The sequence below is a fragment of the Ochrobactrum sp. PL_is483 genome (genome assembly GCF_055816855.1).
The window spans coordinates 1-19,819 of sequence record NZ_JBVPGS010000021.1 but is presented as its reverse complement, the minus strand read 5'-3'; the positions used below and the strand labels follow the sequence as shown (position 1 = coordinate 19,819).

Genomic DNA, 19,819 nt, shown 5'->3' with positions numbered 1-19,819 from the left:
CCGGGGCTGAACTCCGGAGGGTCTCACCGACATGAGCAGAGGGCGCATATTGATTGCCGGGGCCGGAGTTGCTGGCCTGTCGGCAGCGCTGGAATTGGCAGCACGCGGCTGGAACGTCCGGCTTATCGAAAAGGCAGAGACCCTTTCGGAAGTCGGCGCTGGCCTACAACTCGCCCCCAACGCGATGCGCCATCTGCAACGGCTCGGCGTCGCAGACCGTCTTTCCACGCAAGCGGTGACGCCGGAATCGCTCTATCTCATGGATGGACGTAAAGCGCGTCCGCTGATGGAAATGAAGCTTGGCGACAAGGCTCGCCAGCGCTGGCAGTATCCCTATGCAGTCTGTCATCGCGCCGACCTTCAATCGGCACTCCTCGATGCCTGCCGCGAACAGCCAAACATCGAGATCAGCCTTGGTGTTGAAATCACAAATCATCGCGTCGAAAATGGAGCCGTTGCGGCAACCATCCGTCACGCCAACTCCGAAGAATCTGTCGGCGCTGCCTATCTGATCGCCTGCGATGGCGTCTGGTCGGCGGAACGATCAAAGGCAGGTTTCAGCAAGGCGCGGTTCAGCGGCCATATCGCATGGCGCACGACGCTTACCGCCAGCGCCCTGCCCGCTTCCTTCCTGAACGTCATGCCGGAACGCAAATCTGTCTCCGCATGGCTCGGCGACAAGGCGCATTTCATCGCTTATCCGGTCAAGGGCGGCGATTTCTTCAACTTCGTCGCCATCACCACGGGCGAGAATCCCGGTGAAGTCTGGTCCAGAACCGGCGATGCGGCGCGTCTGCGGTCCATCTATTCGGAATGGGGCGCGCCCGTCCGCGATGTGCTGGCGGCTGCCGATGGTTGGACCTACTGGCCGCTTTTTGAAATACCGGATGCTCAATTCGTCGGGCCTGACCGGACAATTTTTCTCGGAGATGCCTCACACGCAGTCACGCCTTTCGCGGCGCAAGGTGCCGCCATGGCAATCGAGGATGCGGCAGCGCTGGCGCAAGCGTTGGACGGCAACGAACACGAAGCCGGGCTCAAGCGCTTTGATGTCGCCCGCAAGGCACGGATCGCTGCGGTCGCCAAACGCGGCCAGCTGAACAGGTTTGCCTATCACGCGACCGGCATTTTCGCGCTTGGCCGCAACGCGCTTTTCGCCATGCGCCGCCCGGACAGCTTTCTTAAGGATCTGGACTGGCTTTATGGCTATGACGCCGTCGCGGCCATACGGGATTAAGCCGCGTCGCGTGCGGCCTCCAATGTCGCAATATCGATCTTGACCATCTTCATCATGGCGTTCGCCACGCGTTGACGGACGTCCGGCGCACCATCCTGCAGAATATCCAGCAGCATGTCGGGCACGATCTGCCATGCAAGACCGTATTTGTCGGTCAGCCAGCTGCATTCCATTGGCGAGCCGCCTTCCAGCAGCTTTTCCCAGAACGCATCCACTTCCGCCTGATCCCTGCATCGCACGATCAGCGAACTTGCCGGTGAGAACTTGAACTGCGGACCACCGTTCAGGCCGCATATTTTTTGCCCGTCGAGGGTAAAGTTCACCGTGACCGGCTGATCCTCGTTTTGCTGGTGGCCATGCGTGAAACGGATCGCGCCATCAATCGAAGCCGATCTCCCGCACGCGCGGAAGATCGAGACATAGTGGTTCGCGGCTTCTTCGGCAGTGCCGTCAAACCAGAGACAGATCGTCAAACCTGACATTTTCTCCTCCTTTGCCTTGTGTGGTCATTATCCGGGGCGTTAGCCCATGACCTTCTTGGCTTCTTCCATGTCCATCCACATCATCTCCCATATATGGCCGTCGAGATCTTCGAAGCTGCGTCCATACATGAAGCCGTAATCCTGCTTCGGGCCGGGATCGGCCTTTCCGCCTGCATTCACCGCCTTCTCCACCGTCGCATCCACTTCGGCCTTGCTTTCGGCGGACAGGCAGACCAGCACTTCGCTGACCGTGTTGGCATCGGCGATCTTCTTTGGCGTGAACTGGCTGAATTTGTCGTGGTCGAGGATCATCACATGGATCGTATCTGAAAAGACCATGCCGGAAGCCGTTTCGTCCGAGAACATGGGGTTCTTGGTGGCGCCGATGGCTTCGTAGAAGCTTGTCGACTTCGCGACATTCTTCACTGGCAGGTTTACGAAAATCATTTTCGGCATGGGATTTCCTCCGTTAATAGGCCAGACGGCCTGGTCTTGTTTTTACGATTATCATCGCCTGCCCGACTCCCCGGCGATAAGATCGGTCTTCCGCGCAAAACAGTTCGCGCAATTGGTATCGGATGAACTCAAAGTTCGCTTGTACATAATGGCATATAAGTTATAATTAGCAACCATGAAGTTAGAAAAAATAACCAAGTCGGAAAAGCACTCTGCGAAGCGCAGCTATGACGATGCCTGCGCTGCGGCCCATGCCCTTGATTTGATTGGGGAACGGTGGGCGCTTCTGGTGATGCGCGAATTGATGCTCGGACCCAAACGCTTCAGTGACTTGCGGGCCGACCTGCCGGGGGTGAGCGCAAATGTTCTCACGCAAAGGCTGGAAGGACTGGAAGAAGCCGGCATTCTTCGCAAGACGAAGCTGCCGCCGCCTGCTGCGGTGCAGGTCTATGAACTGACCGAGTGGGGCTACGAAAGCGAGCCGATCCTTCAGGCACTGGGCCGATGGGCGGCGCGCTCGCCAAAGCATGATCCCAACCTGCCGATCTCGACCGTTTCCTTCCTGCTTTCGTTGCGGACCATGATCGACCACGACAGGTCTGCGGGGTTGCAGGCGGTAATCGGCCTTCGTCTGGACGGGGAAGATTTCACGGCTCACCTTGCCGAAGCCGAAGCCGAAGCCGAAGTTCGGATAGAGCGCGGCACGGCACAGAAATATGATCTCTATTTCGAAAGTTCGCCGCGCATGCTGGCCGCCGCCATCTATGGTGGGCAACCTCTTTCAGCGCTCGAAAGTGCCAATGTTCTCAAGATCATAGGGGATCGCGCCCTTGCGGAAAAATTCGTGACGCTGTTCCCGCTTCCGGACAAGGCTGAGCTGCCCGAATGAGATATGCAACTTTTTGGTTGCTTATTTTCATTCAGCGCTTATATTGGCAACCATAAAGTTGCCAATTACGGAGGAAGCAGGCCATGACAAGCAGTACAGACCGCATTGAGAAGACTGTTGATATTCGCGCCGGGATCGACCGCGTATGGCGCGCGCTGACCGACCATGAGGAATTCGGAAGCTGGTTTCAGGTGAAGATCGAGGGGCCTTTCATCGTCGGCACTCGTTCTCTTGGCCGCACCACCTATCCGGGCTTCGAGCATGTGCGTTGGGAGGCCTTCATCAAGGACATGCATGCGCCCGACTATTTCGCCTTTACCTGGCACCCTTATGCCGTGGATCCAGACACCGATTATTCCAGCGAACCGCCGACGCTCGTCGAATTCCGGTTGCAGCCCATCGAAACCGGCACACGACTGACCGTGACCGAAAGCGGTTTCGATGCCCTGCCCGCCGAGCGCAAGCCAATTGCGCTGCGGATGAACGACGGCGGCTGGGAGGAGCAGGTCGGCAACATCAAAAGACACGTCGAAAATGAACGATAGGCCAGAGATGACCGGCACGGATATGTCCATGGTTTTCGCCGCACTTGCCGATCCGACCCGGCTAGCGCTTATCGAAACCCTGAGCGACGGCGAAAGCCGTTCGATTGTGGTGCTGTCGCAAAATGGCAGCATCACCCGGCAGGCCGTGACAAAGCATCTGTCTGTGCTGGAACAGGCAAATCTGGTCGAACGGGAAAAGGTCGGCCGGGAGAGCCGGTTTCGGCTTCACCCCGCCCCGCTTGTCGATGCCCGCGCCTATCTCGCAACCGTCTCCAGCCAGTGGGATGATGCTCTCCATCGCCTGCGCCGGTTCGTGGAAGACTAGATTTGCCTGAATAGAAGCGAAGACGTGCCCTTCACGAAGCCCAGCTTTTCGTAGAAGGGCACAAGGCGGTCAGGGCAATAAAGCTCGAAACTTTTCACGCGCTTCAGCTTTTCATGATTGAGGATGCGTCCGACCAAGGCTTGCCCCACCCCTTGCCCTCGATGCTGTTGCGCCACGATGACATCGAAAATCATCGCCTTGAAGGTGAAATCACTGAGAACGCGGGCAAAACCGGCGATCCGGCCCTCGCCATCGAAACAGAACTGAAGCAGGTCACAATGCGCAAGCATGTGGGTGACATCTTCAAAGCTGCGCTCCTTAGTCCACCATTCCCCGCAATAGAAAGCATGGAATTCACGGTATCGCTCGACGGGTAGCTCTTCCATCCATTGAAAATTCTTCACGATCCCTCCGTGCTTGCAAAAACACCCGCCAGATCGTCTGGCGGGTGTCTTCAATTCAGAAGCCGTATGCCGGATCAGTGCAGGATCTGGCTGAGGAACAGCTTGGTGCGCTCGTGCTGCGGATTGTCGAAGAACTCGTCCGGCGAGTTCTGCTCGACGATCTGGCCCTGATCCATGAAGATCACGCGGTTGGCGACCTGACGGGCGAAGCCCATTTCGTGCGTCACGCAGATCATGGTCATGCCTTCGGCGGCAAGGCTCACCATCGTATCGAGCACTTCCTTGACCATTTCCGGATCGAGAGCCGATGTCGGCTCGTCGAACAGCATCACTTTCGGGTTCATGCACAATGCGCGGGCAATAGCCACGCGCTGCTGCTGACCGCCGGAAAGCTGGCCCGGATATTTGTTGGCCTGTTCCGGAATTTTTACACGCGCCAGATAATGCATGGCGATTTCTTCCGCCTGCTTCTTGGGCATCTTGCGCACCCAGATCGGGGCAAGCGTGCAGTTTTCCAGAATCGTCAGATGAGGGAAAAGGTTGAAGTGCTGGAACACCATGCCGACTTCGCGGCGCACTTCGTCGATCTTCTTCAGGTCATTGGTCAGTTCGATGTTATCGACGACGATCTTGCCCTTCTGGTGTTCTTCCAGACGGTTGATGCAGCGGATCATGGTCGATTTGCCGGAGCCCGACGGGCCGGCCACAACGATGCGCTCGCCGCGCATGACCTTCAGATTGATGTCGCGCAGGACGTGGAACTCCCCGTACCACTTGTGCATGTTGGTGATTTCGATGGCGACATCGGTTTTGGAAACCTGCATCTTTGAACGGTCAACTTCCACTCCGAGCTCGGATTGCGGGAGGGCGCTTTGTGCACTCATTTCCATTATTCCCTTTATTCTTATCGTTTATGACCCGTATCGAGGCGTCGTTCCATGAATATAGAGTATCGCGACATTGCGAAACAGAAAATCCAGAAAACGAAGCCCGCAAAGATCAGGCCGGTAGCAGGCGTCTGTGGAGAAGCCCAGTTTGCATCGGAAAAGTTCTGACGGACGATGCCCAACAGATCGAACATGCCGATGATGTAGACAAGGCTCGTATCCTTGAAGAGACCGATGAAAGTGTTGACGATTCCCGGAATGACGAGCTTCAGCGCCTGGGGCAGTATGATCAGCCCCGTTTTCTGCCAGTAGCCGAGACCGAGTGCATCCGCACCTTCATATTGTCCGCGCGGGATAGCCTGCAGGCCGCCGCGCACCACTTCCGCCATATAGGCCGAAGCGAAAAGCGCCACGCCGATAAGCGCACGCAGCAGCTTGTCGAAAGTCACGCCCGGCGGCAAAAACAAGGGCAGCATGACGCTGGCCATGAACAGCACCGTCACCAATGGGACGCCACGCACCATTTCAATGAAAATGATGGATAGCGTCTTGATGACCGGCAGCTTCGAGCGCCGCCCGAGTGCCAGCACGATACCAAGCGGCAGCGAAACTGCGATGCCGACAAAGGACAGAACGAGCGTGACCAGCAGTCCGCCCCAGAGCGGCGTTTCCACATAGGGAAGGCCGAACGAGCCACCGACCAGCAGGAAGAAGGCAACGATCGGAAAGATGAAGAAGAACAGGATCGCGTTGAGCCCCTTCTTCGGCGCCTTGGGAATCAAGAGCGGCACCAGAAGAACCACGAAGATCAGCGCGGTCAGGTTGACGCGCCAGCGCTCCGAAATCGGGTAGCGGCCATAGAGAAACTGCTCGTATTTCGCATTCACGAACGCCCAGCATGCGCCCGACCAGCCTTCCGGCTGCGCGCCGCCTTGCGCGACGGTGAGACAGGCGGTGCGATCGGCACCGGTCCATACCGCCTTGACGAACAGCCACTCGATGATTGGAGGGAGGAACCACGCGACGACCAGCAGGCCGAGAATGGTCAGCGCCGCATCGACAGGCGTTGCGAACAGGTTGACGCGCAGCCAGTGGGAAATGCCCTGCACCGAACGCGGAGGCGCTTCGCCATCCACCATCTGCGTGCGGACATATTGGAGATTTGCGTTTTCCATTGTCATCTCTCCACCAGCGCCATCTTGGCATTGAACCAGTTCATGAGGCCCGAGGTAATCAGGCTGATGCCGAGATAGATCACCATCCAGATCGCCACGACCTCGACCGACTGACCGGTCTGGTTGAGGATCGTTCCGCCGACAGCAACAAGATCGGGATAGCCGATGGCAATGGCCAGCGACGAGTTCTTGATAAGGTTGAGATATTGGCTCGACAGCGGCGGAATGATGATGCGCAGCGCCTGCGGCACGATGATGAGGCGCATCGTCTGGCCGGGACGCAAGCCCACGGCATAGGCTGCCTCCGTCTGCCCCTTGGAGACGCCCAGAACACCGGCACGGACTGTTTCAGCGATGAAGGACGCCGTGTAGAAGGACAGCGCCAGGAACAGGGCCAGGAACTCCGGCTTGACCTGCGCACCGCCCGTCAGGTTGAAGGTTCCCAGCTTCGGCGAATCGAACGAAATCGGAAAGCCGGTCGCGATCAGCGCCAGGAGCGGCAGGCCGATGATCAGGGCAGCGGCCACGCGTATCGTGTGAAACGGCTGGCCTGTCGCCATCTGGCGGCGCTTTGCCCAGCGCGCGACGATGACCGAGGCCACGATGCCGATGAGAAGCGCCACGGGCAGAAGCCAGGCCCCCTCGCCCCATACCGGAGCGGGCATGAAGAAGCCGCGATTATTCAAATATGTGCCCAGCGGCATCGCAATACTATTACGAGCCTGCGGCAGCACCGAAAGCACGCCGAAGTACCAGAAGAAGATGACGAGCAGCGGGGGGATATTGCGGAAAACTTCCACATAGACCGTGCAAATCTTGCGGATTAGCCAGTTATGCGACAGCCGCCCGATACCGACCAGAAATCCTATGATCGAAGCCGTCACCACACCGAGCGCGGCGACGTAAAGCGTATTCATCAGTCCGACCAGAAAGGCCCGGCCATAGTTCGAATCGCTGCTGTATTGAATGAGCGTCTGACTGATATCGAAACCGGCACGGCCATTGAGGAAGCCGAAGCCGGACGCGATATTTGCACGCTGAAGATTGGCGATCGTGTTGCCCACGATCCAGTAGATTGCCCCGATGACCACCCCGAAGACGATCACCTGATAGAAGATGCCACGAATCCGCGGATCATACAGGAGCGAAGTTCCGCCGCTATCCTGGCGGCGTTCAGTTGCAGAATAGGAAGCCATATGTTTCCTGTGCCTCTCGGCTGACAGCATCCATTCCGAAAAATGACAGGCCACCTTTGCCGGACAACGCCTGAAAGACAACGCCTGAAATCGGAATATCGAATGCCGAACCGTTCGGTCCTGCTGTTCCCTATCCAGGCTCGTCAGGAGCCTTCGGGGGCGGCAAGACGCGGTTAAATTCCCAAAAGCAGCTTGTCAGCATCCTCTGCCCGTCAGATGCGGGCCGAAAGCAAACGGACAAACTGCAGAGCCGACAAATCCGGCGGATGCTGTTGCACCCGCCGATGATCAGTCCGGAGAATATTGCCCGTCAGCGCACGGGGACGCCATATTGCAGGCCGCCCTTGTTCCACTGGGCATTGATGCCGCGTGCAATCTTGAGCGGGCTGCCGGAGCCGATGTTGCGCTCGAAAATTTCGCCGTAATTGCCGACGCCCTTGATGATCTTCACCACCCAGTCATTGTCGAGACCGAGATCAGTGCCGATCTTCGTGTCCGCTTCCACACCGAGAAGGCGCTTGATGTCCGGGTTGTCGGACTTCTTCATCTCTTCGACATTGGCCTGCGTAATGCCGTATTCCTCAGCGTTGAGCAGCGCATTATGCGTCCAGCGAACAACGTCTGCCCACTTGGAATCGCCCTGACGGACGGTCAGGCCGAAAGGTTCCTTGGAGATGATTTCCGGCAGGATGACATGATCGTCCGGGTTGGCGAGCGCCAGACGAACCCCGTAAAGGCTGGACTGGTCGGTTGTATAAGCGTCGCAACGGCCAGAGTCGTAAGCGGCGTTCGCTTCTTCGATCTTCTCGAAGACCACCGGATTATATTCCATCTTGTTGGCGCGGAAATAGTCGGCCATGTTCATTTCGGTCGTCGTACCGGCCTGAACGCAGATGGATGCGCCGGAAAGCTGCAATGCAGAATTGATGCCCGACAGCTTCTTCGAATTGATCATGAAGCCCTGGCCATCAAAGTAATTGATGCCGGCAAAATCGAGACCGAGCGCGGTGTCGCGGCTGATAGTCCAGGTCGTGTTACGGATCAGGACGTCGATTTCACCCGACTGCAGGGCCGTGAACCGCTCCTTGGCGTTCAGCGGCGTAAACTTCACCTTGGTCGGATCGCCAAAAATAGCAGAAGCCACAGCGCGGCAATAATCCACGTCAAAGCCGGACCATTCACCCTTGTCGTTGGGCGAGGCAAATCCGAGGAGGCCCGTATTAACGCCGCACTGCAGAAAACCTTTCGCCTTCACGTCCGAAAGCGTGTCAGCGGATGCTCCCGAAGCTGCGCAAAACAGCGCCGCCGCACCCAATACACCCGTCATAAGAGTTTTTTTCATCTGGCCTGCAACCTTTTTCGTTCCCTGGAGAGCGCTGAAATCCTGGTTCATAGCGTCTCTTGTTGCTTTATTTTTTTGCATCAACCCGATGGATAAGTCACGTGACCTCCCGAGCCCATGCCCTACAACAGAATGCCCTCGCCCGAGACCGCTGCCCGGTCTTCGATTTTGTTTTGAGGCAATGACAAACCTGCCGCCTTCACGGGTCTATCGAAGGCGAAATTTTGTCTTTGGTCAAGGCTTTAACGCAATCCAACCGACAGTCTTCCCAAAAAGACGAAGGAACTATATTTGAAAATTTACACGATTTCCCGATTTCTGGGTAGCCGGCTTTAATGACGCAAACCAGTCCGCACGAATGCAAAAGGAGTGGAATTAATTATATAAATACAAGTTGTTAGCCACCCTTCCATACAAGACAATCAGCGGAAACAACAACCCTTGATAGAAATCAAACGCGTGGAAACGCGCATTCGTCATCCAAAGAAAAAATAATATTTCGCGTGGCCATATAGCGGGCGACCCACCATGTCGTCACGAATCCGATTGTCAGACCGGCGACAACATCTGTCGGATAATGGGCTCCGGCAGCGAGCCTGCTGATCCCGAAGAGAATACCAATGAAAACAGTGGGAATGCGCCAGCGCGGCAGGAATATCCAAAGCGAAACCATCATGATGCCCGCCATCATGGAGTGGCCCGACGGGAAGCTTTCATAAAGAAACTTGCCCTTAAAGGGCGAAAAATAGGCCGCACCTACTTCATCAAGCAGAAACGGACGCGCCCGGCCAATTGCAAGCTTGCCGATTTCGACCGGCACGCTTGCGACAACGATAGAGGTCAGGATGAGCGTTGCCCAGCCGTGAAGCTTCACCAGCCACGACCTGGCACCGGAACGCAGTTTTGGTGAGAGCAGTATCGCCGTGGCGAGCCACACGACGATGCCGATTGCAAGCCAGACGACGGTACGAATCGCATCCGTGACGGTCCGCAGGAATTGCATGAGGAAATTGGTGCTTTGCGCGGTCACGCGAATGATGTCGGCATCCCACAGATGCAGCACGAGAACGATGAAGGGCAGAAGTACGACGACTGCCGTCATTTCCATCGTCCAGGAGGATGGCGCGCCCTTGTAGGCCGGACGCAAAAGAGCCTGAAGGAGTTCCAGTGCTGCGCGAAAGGGATAAAGAAAGGTGCTTCCCATGCCTGCCACCGCCATACTGAAATGTCCTTTCACAAGCTTATTACGCAACAAATAGCACGCGAGGTTGCATCCGGAACACGCGCATCCTATCCAAGTATTCAAAGTTTCCGCCGCAAACGGAATCGCAGATCTTTTTGCCGCAGGCGACCTCGATGTGCCCGGCGAGAATCAGCGGGATAGCATGCAACATGGTCTGGAGGCATTTTCGTGACTAAGCAGCAGGGCAAGACAGAGAAGCTGGGTATAAACACGCGGCTCACCCACGACGGTTATCAGCCGCGCGACTATCATGGCTTCGTCAACCCACCCGTGGTCCGCGCCTCCACCGTGCTTTTCCCCGATGCGGAAACAATGGCGACCGGCAATCAGAAATATACCTACGGCACGCGCGGCACGCCAACCAGCGATGCGCTTTGCAAGGCAATCGACGCGCTGGAAGGTTCGGCGGGCACGGTCTGCGTCCCATCCGGGCTTGCCGCCGTCACGGTTCCGCTTCTCGCCTTCCTGTCGCCCGGCGATCATGCGCTGTTTGTCGATTCGATCTACAATCCGACCCGCCATTTTGCCGATACGATCCTCAAGCGCATGGGCGTGGATGTCGAATATTACGATCCGGAGATCGGTTCCGGTATCGCGAAGCTGATGCGTGCGAACACCAAGGTCGTGTTCACAGAATCGCCTGCGTCCAACACGTTCGAGATGCAGGATATTCCGGCCATCGCCGAAGAGGCGCACAAGGGCGGCGCCATCGTCATGATGGACAATACATGGGCCACCCCGCTTTACTTCAAGGCGCTCGATTTCGGGGTGGATATTTCCATCCATGCCTCGACCAAATATCCGTCCGGCCATTCCGACATTCTGTTCGGTACGGTATCGGCCAATGAGAAATGCTGGCCGCAGCTTCTCGAAACGCACGGAACGCTTGGACTGTGCACGTCGGCTGATGATACCTACCAGATCCTGCGCGGCATGCGCACGATGGGTGTGCGGCTGGAGCAGCACCGCAAGAACGCACTGGAAATCGCGCGCTGGCTTGAAGGCCACCCGGCGGTTGACCGCGTTCTGCATCCGGCTCTGGAAAGCCATCCGGGACATGAAATCTGGAAGCGGGATTTTTCCGGCTCCTCCGGCATTTTCTCCATCGTGCTGGCCAGCGGTGGGCAGAAGGAGGCCCATGCCTTCCTCGATGCGCTTGAGATCTTTGGCCTTGGCTATTCCTGGGGCGGCTATGAAAGCCTTGCCCTTCATGTCCGTCTCGATGACCGGACCGTGGCCAAGGGGAACTATCGGGGCCCCGTGATCCGGCTGCAGATCGGTCTGGAAGACGTGCCGGACCTCATTGCCGATCTCGAAAAAGGCTTTGCAGCAATCTAAAGCGGTTCCGGTTAAAACGGAGCCTTTGGAACCGCTCCAAGCTTTTGTTTTTACGCATTTCCGAACGGAAAACCGCTTCGCACTTTTGCTGGAAATGCTCTAAGCCGGTTTTGCAGCAGTCACCTTGCGTGACCGCGGAGAAACCGGCTTCCTTGCTTTTTTCAGTGGCTTGGGCGTCGTTTCAGAAAGCCCCTCCATAACGGCCTCTATCATGGTGCAGGCTACGAAATCCGCCTGCACCTCTTCCAGCAACGCCTCCCTGTCGACAGAGCGTGCTTCGTTCGGCTCGTGCCACAGCACCACGCCAATCCTCACAGCGGGTTGCAGCCGTCGCAGACGGCGCACCGCAAACCGGGCATGGCGTGCCGCCTGCCGATCCAGAAAACAGAGTATCAGCGTATCCCTGCCGGAAATATCGAGCGCTTTCAGCCTGGCGGGCGTGAGTGCATCATGCGCGAGAGCCTCTGCCGATGCACCCTGCACGGCAAGCACCTGCGCCAGCATGGCCGCAGCCGTGTCGTCGAGCCTTCTTCTGCCGCCGAAGGTCAGAAGCGACCGTCCTTCGCCGGAGGGCAACTCCAGACCGGCTTTACTGCCATCGCCATCGGGATTTTCAATCGCGATCTCTTCGTCATCGCCCTCCTCCTCGCTGGCAATCTGCTCCAGATTGGCCACCAGCGTGTTCGTGCTTTCGGTGACGACCTGCAACTGTTGCTCGGTGAGCACGCCGCGAAGTCGGTCACGTTCTGCCATCAGAAGTGCTGGAACCGCGACCGAACCATAGAACTCGACCAGATATTTCTGCTCCAGCATTTCCTCGGCGTTGTCGGTGGCTTCATCGGGGTCACCTGCCAGAAGGCGCTGATAAAGACGTTCCTTCGGGTCAAGCACCGGCTCGTTGCCGAACAGGATTTCCAGAAACTCGAATTTCGGAACATGACGCCCAAGCACCACGAGGCAGACCGTGAGTGGCGTCGACAGGACGAGCCCGACCGGACCCCAGAGCCACGTCCAGAAAATGGCCGACACGATGATCGCAAGCGGCGAAAGACCAGTGCGCGAGCCATAAAGCCACGGCTCAACCACGTTATTTATAAGAAGCTCGATGACGACGAAGAGCCCGATCGTCCACAGGAGCAGGTTCCAGCCCGGTGCCACGGCAAAGGCAAGGAACAGCGGCAGGATCGCCGCGATCACTGGACCAATATAGGGAACGAACCGCAAAACAATCGCCAGCATTCCCCACAGGGCCGCATTGGGAATGCCCAGAACCCACAGACCAAAGGCGAGTGGCACGCCGTAGGTGATATTCACCACAAGCTGGGTCAGCAGATACTGGCCGACACGCTTTCCCGCATCCTGCAAGGCTTCGGTTGTGCGGTGAAGATCGCCATAGCCCACAAGCCTTATGAAGCGGTCGCGCAGTTCCTCCCTTTCGAGCAGCATGAAAATCACCACCACAACGACGAGACCCGTCGTCGCCAGCGGTCCAACGAGCGGTTCGATGATGCTCCTCAACGTTTCCACCGGATGGCGCGGCGCGAATATCTGGACAAGGAGGGGCTTTTCCTCAGGCTGATCGGAAGGCAGCGTCTGCGTTTTCTGCTCAGGCCTGTTGATTTCCGTGCCGATGCGCTCGGCGAAGCTGTTCAGCCTGTCGAAGAAACTGTTGTCGGAACCCGCTTCCTTGAGCGTCCTGATCTTTTCGATGATGTTGTACTGATAGAATGTAACATTCTGCGCGACTTCGGAAACCTGAAAGGCAATCACGGCACTGAATATGGCCACGATCAGGAAGCCGCCCGCCACGCTGGCAATCACCGCGAACAGACGCGGAAGCCCAGCCCGGCGCAGAAAGGCGACAATCGGCGCCAGCGCGAATGTCAGCAGCACCGCAATGGCCAGTGGCAGAAACACATCCTTTGCAAAGTAGAGAATGGCGACAGCGACCGCCATTGCAGCCAGTGTGGGCAGACGCGGCGGCGCCGACGTGATCGGACGAACTGCAGAATCCGGACTGTCCATACTCTCCACGAACCCCTCATTTGCCGCTTTATGAGTTTCGGCTTGTCAGCCGGGTAACTGAAAAAGGAGCGTTCGGTTCCATAGATCAAGGGAGCATATAATAAATTTAATTAGCAGATACTAATAATAATATTATTAGAAATTAATTGGCCCAAATGGAAGTAAATGTTAATATAAATTAAATACATAAATCTTTCAGATTGGAGCATCTACAGGAAATTATGGGGGACGCAGTGTCGTTAAAGCCAGCAACGAGATTATTTAGTCGCGACTTATGGAAAGTTCTGCTTACTCTACTTTTGGTAGCAACCTCTTCATTTGCACACGCCCAACAAACGCCAAGGCCTGTTCAGGTCGGCGTGTATGTCAGCGAGCCTTTCGTCAACAAGGAGGGCGATTCCTACTCCGGCATGGCTATCGACATCTGGCACGATATCGCCACGCGCATGAACCTTGCTTCGCAATATGTGGAATATCCCAACTATGGGGAGCTGGTGAAGGCTGTTTCCGAAGGCAAGGTCGAAGCCGCCGTCACCAATCTCACGATCACGGAGAGCCGGGCAGAAATCATCGATTTCACGCATCCATGGTTCGATGCCGGCTTGCGCATCATGATCCACACCCAGGCAGGCAGCGGCTGGGACGACCTCATCAATCGCCTTGATAATGCCGGGCATCTGGCGACCTATGCATGGATACTGTTCATCCTCATCGCCGCCACCGTGGTGCTGACGATTTTTGACCGGCGTTTCGACGAAGGCTTTCCGAAGCGCTGGCGCGAGGGGCTGGCGGAGAGTTTCTATCACGTGGTTTCCATCGCCACGTCGGGCAAAACCTCGCGCAAAAACCTGTTCGGTTGGGTGGGACGTATCTGGCAGACTTTCTGGATGGTTTTCGGCATTGCGATTATCGCCTACGTGACCTCGTCGATTACCAGCGTCATGACCGTGGCCCATATCGACAACAGCATTTCCAGCCTGTCGGACCTGCAAGGGAAATCCGTCGGCGTGCGTGCCGGCAGTGTCGCTGAGCAGTTTATGAAATCACGCTCCATCGCGACCGTGCCTTTCGACCACATGCCTGACGCCGTCGCGGCACTCGTGAATAACGAAATTGCAGCAATCGTCGGCGATGGTCCGGTCCTGGACTATTATACCCATCAGCATGCCGACCAGCCTGTCGAACTCGTCGGCAATGTGTTCAGCCCGGACAAGTATGGCTTTGGCTTCCCGCGTCAGAGCGAGCTTGTCAAGCCAGCAAGCGTGGCGATCATCAGCGCCCACGAGAATGAGGAAATCGCCAAGATGAAAGCCAAATATTTCGGCCCCGAGAATTGATGTCACGGACGCAAAAAAGGCGACCATAGGCCGCCTTTTTTCATTCTCGCAGAGGATTTTTACCGTCCCGCGACGATGGACGAAATGATGCCGGTTGCGATGCCGATCAGCAGGTAGTCGTTGTTGACCTTGACCCAATGATAACCACGTGGCGGCTGGCGCAGCTTGTAGCGCGAATAGTTGTTCACCACGTGACCCCGATAGTTGGGTGGAAGGCGGTTACCCTTCTTCCAGCTGTGGTGACGGCGGTTTTCATACTTGCGCGCATCATATTTCGGGCCGCCCTTGTGCATCTGGCTGTGAGACGGCTTGCCGTGATGCGACGGATAAGGCTGTGCCATCGCGGCTGGTGCGGCGAGAACTGAAAGGGCGGTGAGAGCAATAACGATCCGCTTCATATCGGCTTCCTTTGTTATATTCGATGGGAGGACAATGCGCCCGCCAATGTGAATGCCAAGTGAATGGGACCATTAAATAAGTTTAATGATTTCATAGACCTGGAACGAAAGTGCGATCTTGCGTTTCCCATTTGCCCGAAATGCGCTAGGTAGAAGTCAAATCGCGCGCACCCCGAAAAAGGGGCAAGTGTCAGAGGACTGGATCATGATGAACTGGGTTTTCATTCTGCAGGGCGTTATCGCGTTCGGGCTGGCCGCACTGGCCATCGCGGTCATCCTGCGGCACCGCCGCCACTGATGCAGGGTCGATCCGTGATATTTTTCGCACCGGCCCGCCGGTTCCAAAGCAACGGAACATGAAGTCAATCGTTTAAGCTTGATCTGATATTTTCTCAGGAGGAGACAAGAATGCGGAAAGTAGCACTTGGGTTGGTTGCCCTGCTCGCCATAACGGGCTGCACCACCACTGAAAAGGATCTTTCCATCGGCACGGGCGCTGGCGCCATCATCGGCGGCATTGCCGGTGGCGGGCGCGGCGCATTGATCGGCGCTGGTGCGGGCGCGCTCGGCGGCCTGCTGGTGCGTGAACTGCGCAACGGCAATTGCGAGTATCGCGATCGCCATGGCCGCATTTATGTGGCTCGCTGCAAGCGATAGTCCTGCAATTCAACATTTATCGAAAGCGCCGGTTTTCCGGCGCTTTTGCGTTCCAACATCTTCGCCCTGCCTGCCCTGATTGGAACCTTTGACCGCCGATGTCGTTCTATACGCAATCGAGACGGTTGAGGAGAATTCCGATGAAGCTTGTTCTCAAAGCCGCCCTTGTCGTGCTGGGCCTATGTGCGGCGGGCGCAGCGCAGGCGGCGGACGCCATATCCACCACCAATCTCAATATCCGCACCGGTCCCGGCACACGCTATGCGACGGTGGGCTCCATCCCGACCGGTGCGCCTGTGACGGTGCGCGGCTGCACGTCCGGTTACGGCTGGTGCCAAGTCAGCTATGGTCCGACCTTTGGTTGGGCTTCGTCGCGTTATCTGGCATTCCGGGAGGGGACATCCGGCGGTTACACCGATGATTTCGGGCGCACCGCCGCGCTGATCGGCATTCCGCTTATTGCAGGCGTAGCCATAGGCTCTGCACTCAATGACCGTGATGACTACTGGTATCGCGACCGTCGCTATTACCGGAACAGGCACTGGGACCGCCACGACTGGCACGACCGTCCTCGCTGGCATGGCAATCACGGTCCGCGTGTTTACCTGAGGCAGCGCGGACCAGACGGCCCGCACGGTTAGTAAACAGACAATTCGGGTAGAGACAGCAAACGCCGCGAAAAGAGCCACCTCGCGGCGTTGGCGCGCGGTGTTATCGAGTTTCCCGCTAAAGCCGACATTGCAGAATTACTACAAAAGTCTCGCCCTGCTCCAGTACAGCACAGCAGCGATCCCAGCAAATTACTGATAGTCGCTGATCGACACGAAATCTGAAGGGATAGTGTCCCTCATCAAATATCAGCGGCTAAATTATTCCGCTCGCTGCTAGGTTGCTTTTGCCGAGATATCTTATCCGTCATTTCACAAGCGTCGCAAATTTGAGGATTTTTACAACCAGGGCTACAGCGGCGCTGCCGTTGCCCGGCTCCGCAGGAGAAATATCGGATGAAATATGCCCAGGAGATGGCTGGCCGGATGCCAGCTACCATGCCCTTCCCCGAGGAATTCCAAGCCTTGTTCGACTGGATGGAAACGAACTATTTCTTAATGCCAAGCGAGGCATATTCCGGAGACCGCCTCGGCCTGCTCGGAACGAGTAGCGATGTGCAATCGGATCACGTCACGGCGATCCTCTTCCGCACCGCGACGCCTGCTCAGGCCCGGGAGTTCAGCGACGCTTGGTTTGGCGAGATTATCCCAAATATCGAGCGCCGGTTGGTTCCTTTCGCGCGAACCAGTGGAGATGGCTCACATGCTGCGTTTTGGCTCGACGATGAAGGTCATCGCCATATCGTCCATGTCGGTTCTGAAGGCTTCGCCTGCCTCCTCGGGAATACGCCCCTTGATTTCCTGCGTCTCCTGGCGATTGCTATCAGGAGATCAGCGGTGATTGCCTAGATCGGCCGGACGAGCCTCCCAAGGAACCTTGTGGCAATCGCGCCTATCGAGCATGGCTGTCCGAACGCTACGGCGTCACGATTCCGGAGACGGCCAGAGAGATACTCGACTTACCAGACAACGAAGCCGAAAACTCGGACGACCCATTCTGGCAATGGGTTCGCAAAATTCAGGACAAGCAGAACGAACATGCTTGACCATGACGGTATGCGTCGCACAATTCCTGAGCTGCGCCACGGGCCCGGTTTCCCGAAAGTCTTGTAGTTTCTCGTGGCAAAACTCTGTCGCAAAAATCGGAGTTTCACAGCGGAGTTTGGCGCCGGTGAATGATCAATTTGGCCCCAACGCTGACGCGGCTCTCGTCGCGGAGACTTCCGAAACCGCGACAGCATGCCCGAACTAAACGCACCCTAGTGGCCCAAAAGACCAAATATCGTGGCAATCTACGGATGGGAGGGAGTGGCGATCCCGGCAGGATTCGAACCTGCGACATTCAGCTTAGAAGGCTGACGCTCTATCCAACTGAGCTACGGGACCTGATCTTTCGATAAAAATCGAAGATATTTCGATGAATGCAAGGCTTTGAAGCGAAAGCCTTGCCGAATTATCGCATTGCCCGGCCTGAAACAAGTTTCAGGCTAAACAGGCAATCAATGCGTCCAGGGCATTGTCCGGTCGAAACGGAAATTGTCCGAATAGGAAACCTTGCGGCGCTTCGGTTCGTTCGGCTCGAAGACGCGATATGCAATACCATTGCGCTTTGCATAATCGACGGCTTCTTCCTGAGTGGCAAAGAACAGACGAATCTGGCTCTTCATATCGCCGGAAGAAGTGTAGCCCATCAAAGGCTCAACCATACGCGGGCTTTCCGGCTCATATTCCAGAAGCCACTGATCTGTCTTGGCCTGACCGGACTGCATGGCAGTCTTAGCTGGACGGTAAATACGTGCAACCATTTGAAGAACCCTGAACTACTATCTTGCTCCCAGGGGAGCTGAAATCAACCAAGCCAATAGTTTACACAGGAATGCATGTCAACGCGATAAAGACGCACGCTACAGGCGATGCCCCAACCGTCTTATACTGATCAATTCAGATTTTGGGGAAATTGGTCGGAGCGGCAGGATTCGAACCTGCGACCCCCTGATCCCAAATCAGGTGCGCTACCAGACTGCGCTACGCTCCGTGGCCCTTTCGGACGTTGAGTTCCCTAGAGAATTCGCATTATTAAGGCAAGAGCTATTTTCAAACTTTTCCAAAAAAGTGGAATGAACGGCATACAGTGGGACAGGATGCCGCGAAATGTCCCACCAAAATTCCCGTCGATGTTCCTTGATCGTTCCAGCGGGCAAAGGACGCGCGAAGCGAAGCCATCGCGGCTGTCCATTCCGCTACTCCGTGCAGTCAACGAACCTGGCAACACGATCCCGATCCATCACTATATTCTGCAAGGCGACTTCCATCTACGTCATTCGTTCACGCACATTACTGTTCTGGGTTTCCAGCCGCTCAATGTGTGTTTCTAGTTTGTTGATATCGATCTTGCTCTGCCCCTTTCATTGCACGATCACCATCGAAAGCGTGACGCGAACGTTGCGGATTGCAAGCGCTTGATTCTATCGCCCGAACGAGCCCTACGTAGCCGTGCCGAGGAAGGCAAGTCGGGCGGCTGGCTTTGCTCCAGCTGCAAAGTCGTGAAACAACTCGACGAGCGCCGCGATCCGATCCGGGGCGACCGTGAGATTGATGGGTCGACGCCAATCCTGAATGGCGCGACTGCCCAGGTGACCTTGCCCCGTTGAAATAATCCATTTTGAAGTAAGCTCTGGCCCATTGAGAGGACCAGAGAATGAAGCGCAACCGTTTTACAGACGAACAGATCATCGGCATTCTGAAGGAGCACGAGGCGGGCACGCCTGTCGCGGAGCTTTGTCGCAAGCACGGCGTCAGCGATGCCAGTATCTATAAATGGAAAGCCAAGTTCGGCGGCATGGACGTGTCCGAAGCCAAGCGGTTGAAGACGCTGGAGGATCGAAGCCGGACAAGCAATTGATCCAGTGAATCAATTGCCCGGCGGAGCAACACGAGGCTGAAGCGGCTGCTGGCGGACGCGATGCTCGACAATGCTGCTTTAAAAGACCTTTTGGGAAAGAAGTGGTGACGCCCGCAGCAAGGCGGAAAGCTGTCGCTCATCTGATGGATCACCACCAGATGAGCGAACGGCGGGCGTGTAAAGCCATGGGCTTTTGCCGTATGACGATCCGTTACGAAACCATGCGCAGCGATGCGTTCATCGACCAGCCAACGACACGGCGCGAGAACAGGTCGATGACGGCAGCCACATAGAGCCAGCCCTCAGCCGTCCATAGATAGGTAAAATCGGCTACCCACTTCTGGTTCGGTCTTGCTGCCGCGAACTGCCGATC

Annotated in this window: 21 protein-coding genes, 2 tRNA genes and 2 pseudogenes; 11 read left to right on the top strand and 14 right to left on the bottom strand. The window is 56.5% G+C overall.

What is annotated here, in order from left to right; genetic code table 11:
• Positions 1 to 31 precede the first annotated feature (31 nt).
• On the top strand, positions 32 to 1,237 hold the full coding sequence (locus AC0TNJ_RS02220) for an FAD-binding protein (protein ID WP_473770097.1): 1,206 nt from the start codon (positions 32 to 34) through the stop codon (positions 1,235 to 1,237).
• Here AC0TNJ_RS02220 and AC0TNJ_RS02215 read toward each other — a convergent pair.
• Positions 1,234 to 1,719 carry a VOC family protein gene (locus tag AC0TNJ_RS02215; RefSeq protein WP_473770096.1) on the bottom strand — a complete coding sequence of 162 codons (486 nt, stop codon included), beginning with the start codon at positions 1,717 to 1,719 and terminating at the stop codon, positions 1,234 to 1,236. The two genes, AC0TNJ_RS02220 and AC0TNJ_RS02215, sit on opposite strands and share 4 nt — an antisense overlap.
• A gap of 39 nt (positions 1,720 to 1,758) precedes the next feature.
• Positions 1,759 to 2,175 carry a VOC family protein gene (locus AC0TNJ_RS02210; protein ID WP_473770095.1) on the bottom strand — a complete coding sequence of 139 codons (417 nt, stop codon included), beginning with the start codon at positions 2,173 to 2,175 and terminating at the stop codon, positions 1,759 to 1,761.
• A 175-nt stretch (positions 2,176 to 2,350) separates the two neighbouring features.
• Here AC0TNJ_RS02210 and AC0TNJ_RS02205 point away from each other — a divergent pair, with 175 nt between their 5' ends.
• The 3 genes from AC0TNJ_RS02205 to AC0TNJ_RS02195 all read left to right on the top strand — a co-directional run bounded on the left by AC0TNJ_RS02205 (position 2,351) and on the right by AC0TNJ_RS02195 (position 3,934).
• Positions 2,351 to 3,064: a winged helix-turn-helix transcriptional regulator gene (locus tag AC0TNJ_RS02205; RefSeq protein WP_473770094.1), complete on the top strand. Its 714-nt coding sequence runs from the start codon at positions 2,351 to 2,353 to the stop codon at positions 3,062 to 3,064.
• An 83-nt stretch (positions 3,065 to 3,147) separates the two neighbouring features.
• Complete coding sequence (locus AC0TNJ_RS02200; RefSeq protein WP_122003472.1) at positions 3,148 to 3,609, top strand: SRPBCC family protein; 462 nt, start codon at positions 3,148 to 3,150, stop codon at positions 3,607 to 3,609.
• Positions 3,610 to 3,616: 7 nt separating this feature from the next.
• Entirely contained in the window at positions 3,617 to 3,934 is a 318-nt protein-coding gene (locus AC0TNJ_RS02195; protein ID WP_122003489.1) for a metalloregulator ArsR/SmtB family transcription factor, read from the top strand.
• Here the strand turns inward: AC0TNJ_RS02195 and AC0TNJ_RS02190 are convergent.
• The 6 genes from AC0TNJ_RS02190 to lpxE form a co-directional block, all read right to left on the bottom strand.
• Entirely contained in the window at positions 3,931 to 4,338 is a 408-nt protein-coding gene (locus AC0TNJ_RS02190; protein ID WP_473770093.1) for a GNAT family N-acetyltransferase, read from the bottom strand. The genes AC0TNJ_RS02195 and AC0TNJ_RS02190 overlap by 4 nt on opposite strands.
• Positions 4,339 to 4,412: 74 nt before the next feature.
• Complete coding sequence (locus tag AC0TNJ_RS02185) at positions 4,413 to 5,222, bottom strand: amino acid ABC transporter ATP-binding protein (RefSeq protein WP_021587807.1); 810 nt, start codon at positions 5,220 to 5,222, stop codon at positions 4,413 to 4,415.
• Between the two features lie 20 nt (positions 5,223 to 5,242).
• Entirely contained in the window at positions 5,243 to 6,400 is a 1,158-nt protein-coding gene (locus AC0TNJ_RS02180) for an amino acid ABC transporter permease (RefSeq protein WP_473767286.1), read from the bottom strand.
• A gap of 2 nt (positions 6,401 to 6,402) precedes the next feature.
• A complete protein-coding gene (locus AC0TNJ_RS02175) occupies positions 6,403 to 7,596 on the bottom strand; it encodes an amino acid ABC transporter permease (RefSeq protein WP_122003475.1) in 1,194 nt (397 codons plus the stop codon).
• 310 nt (positions 7,597 to 7,906) lie between these two features.
• Positions 7,907 to 8,938, bottom strand: coding sequence for an amino acid ABC transporter substrate-binding protein (locus AC0TNJ_RS02170; RefSeq protein ID WP_122003490.1), 1,032 nt, complete (start codon positions 8,936 to 8,938; stop codon positions 7,907 to 7,909).
• 451 nt (positions 8,939 to 9,389) lie between these two features.
• Complete coding sequence (gene lpxE / locus AC0TNJ_RS02165; RefSeq protein WP_473770092.1) at positions 9,390 to 10,157, bottom strand: lipid A 1-phosphatase LpxE; 768 nt, start codon at positions 10,155 to 10,157, stop codon at positions 9,390 to 9,392.
• Positions 10,158 to 10,349: 192 nt separating this feature from the next.
• On the opposite strand from lpxE, the gene AC0TNJ_RS02160 reads away from it, so the two are divergent.
• Positions 10,350 to 11,519 carry a cystathionine beta-lyase gene (locus AC0TNJ_RS02160; protein ID WP_473770091.1) on the top strand — a complete coding sequence of 390 codons (1,170 nt, stop codon included), beginning with the start codon at positions 10,350 to 10,352 and terminating at the stop codon, positions 11,517 to 11,519.
• 99 nt (positions 11,520 to 11,618) lie between these two features.
• Here the strand turns inward: AC0TNJ_RS02160 and AC0TNJ_RS02155 are convergent, their stop codons facing one another.
• Positions 11,619 to 13,553 (bottom strand): AI-2E family transporter, encoded by a 1,935-nt coding sequence (locus AC0TNJ_RS02155; protein ID WP_473770090.1) that lies wholly within the window; start codon positions 13,551 to 13,553, stop codon positions 11,619 to 11,621.
• 350 nt (positions 13,554 to 13,903) lie between these two features.
• Between AC0TNJ_RS02155 and AC0TNJ_RS02150 the strand changes: the two genes are divergently transcribed.
• Positions 13,904 to 14,881, top strand: coding sequence for a transporter substrate-binding domain-containing protein (locus AC0TNJ_RS02150; RefSeq protein WP_473770089.1), 978 nt, complete (start codon positions 13,904 to 13,906; stop codon positions 14,879 to 14,881).
• A 59-nt stretch (positions 14,882 to 14,940) separates the two neighbouring features.
• On the opposite strand, the gene AC0TNJ_RS02145 is transcribed toward AC0TNJ_RS02150, so the two are convergent.
• Positions 14,941 to 15,279, bottom strand: coding sequence for an RcnB family protein (locus AC0TNJ_RS02145; protein ID WP_473770088.1), 339 nt, complete (start codon positions 15,277 to 15,279; stop codon positions 14,941 to 14,943).
• Positions 15,280 to 15,687: 408 nt separating this feature from the next.
• Here AC0TNJ_RS02145 and AC0TNJ_RS02140 point away from each other — a divergent pair, with 408 nt between their 5' ends.
• From AC0TNJ_RS02140 to AC0TNJ_RS02130, 3 genes are all read left to right on the top strand, one after another.
• Positions 15,688 to 15,936 (top strand): YMGG-like glycine zipper-containing protein, encoded by a 249-nt coding sequence (locus AC0TNJ_RS02140; RefSeq protein WP_122003481.1) that lies wholly within the window; start codon positions 15,688 to 15,690, stop codon positions 15,934 to 15,936.
• A gap of 140 nt (positions 15,937 to 16,076) precedes the next feature.
• Positions 16,077 to 16,577 (top strand): SH3 domain-containing protein, encoded by a 501-nt coding sequence (locus AC0TNJ_RS02135; RefSeq protein ID WP_473770087.1) that lies wholly within the window; start codon positions 16,077 to 16,079, stop codon positions 16,575 to 16,577.
• Between the two features lie 363 nt (positions 16,578 to 16,940).
• Positions 16,941 to 17,393 carry a hypothetical protein gene (locus AC0TNJ_RS02130; protein WP_473770086.1) on the top strand — a complete coding sequence of 151 codons (453 nt, stop codon included), beginning with the start codon at positions 16,941 to 16,943 and terminating at the stop codon, positions 17,391 to 17,393.
• Between the two features lie 460 nt (positions 17,394 to 17,853).
• Here the strand turns inward: AC0TNJ_RS02130 and AC0TNJ_RS02125 are convergent.
• The 3 genes from AC0TNJ_RS02125 to AC0TNJ_RS02115 all read right to left on the bottom strand — a co-directional run bounded on the left by AC0TNJ_RS02125 (position 17,854) and on the right by AC0TNJ_RS02115 (position 18,579).
• Positions 17,854 to 17,930: transfer RNA gene (locus AC0TNJ_RS02125), tRNA-Arg, on the bottom strand.
• A 113-nt stretch (positions 17,931 to 18,043) separates the two neighbouring features.
• Positions 18,044 to 18,349 (bottom strand): ETC complex I subunit, encoded by a 306-nt coding sequence (locus AC0TNJ_RS02120; RefSeq protein ID WP_114215733.1) that lies wholly within the window; start codon positions 18,347 to 18,349, stop codon positions 18,044 to 18,046.
• A 153-nt stretch (positions 18,350 to 18,502) separates the two neighbouring features.
• Positions 18,503 to 18,579, bottom strand: a tRNA-Pro gene (locus tag AC0TNJ_RS02115).
• Positions 18,580 to 19,003: 424 nt separating this feature from the next.
• Between AC0TNJ_RS02115 and AC0TNJ_RS02110 the strand changes: the two genes are divergently transcribed.
• Positions 19,004 to 19,195 carry a hypothetical protein gene (locus AC0TNJ_RS02110; protein WP_473770085.1) on the top strand — a complete coding sequence of 64 codons (192 nt, stop codon included), beginning with the start codon at positions 19,004 to 19,006 and terminating at the stop codon, positions 19,193 to 19,195.
• A 47-nt stretch (positions 19,196 to 19,242) separates the two neighbouring features.
• A pseudogene (locus AC0TNJ_RS02105) lies at positions 19,243 to 19,679 on the top strand (transposase); the annotation flags it as partial.
• On the opposite strand, the pseudogene AC0TNJ_RS02100 reads toward AC0TNJ_RS02105, so the two are convergent.
• Positions 19,673 to 19,819, bottom strand: a pseudogene (locus tag AC0TNJ_RS02100) (DDE-type integrase/transposase/recombinase); the annotation flags it as partial. The pseudogenes AC0TNJ_RS02105 and AC0TNJ_RS02100 sit on opposite strands and share 7 nt — an antisense overlap.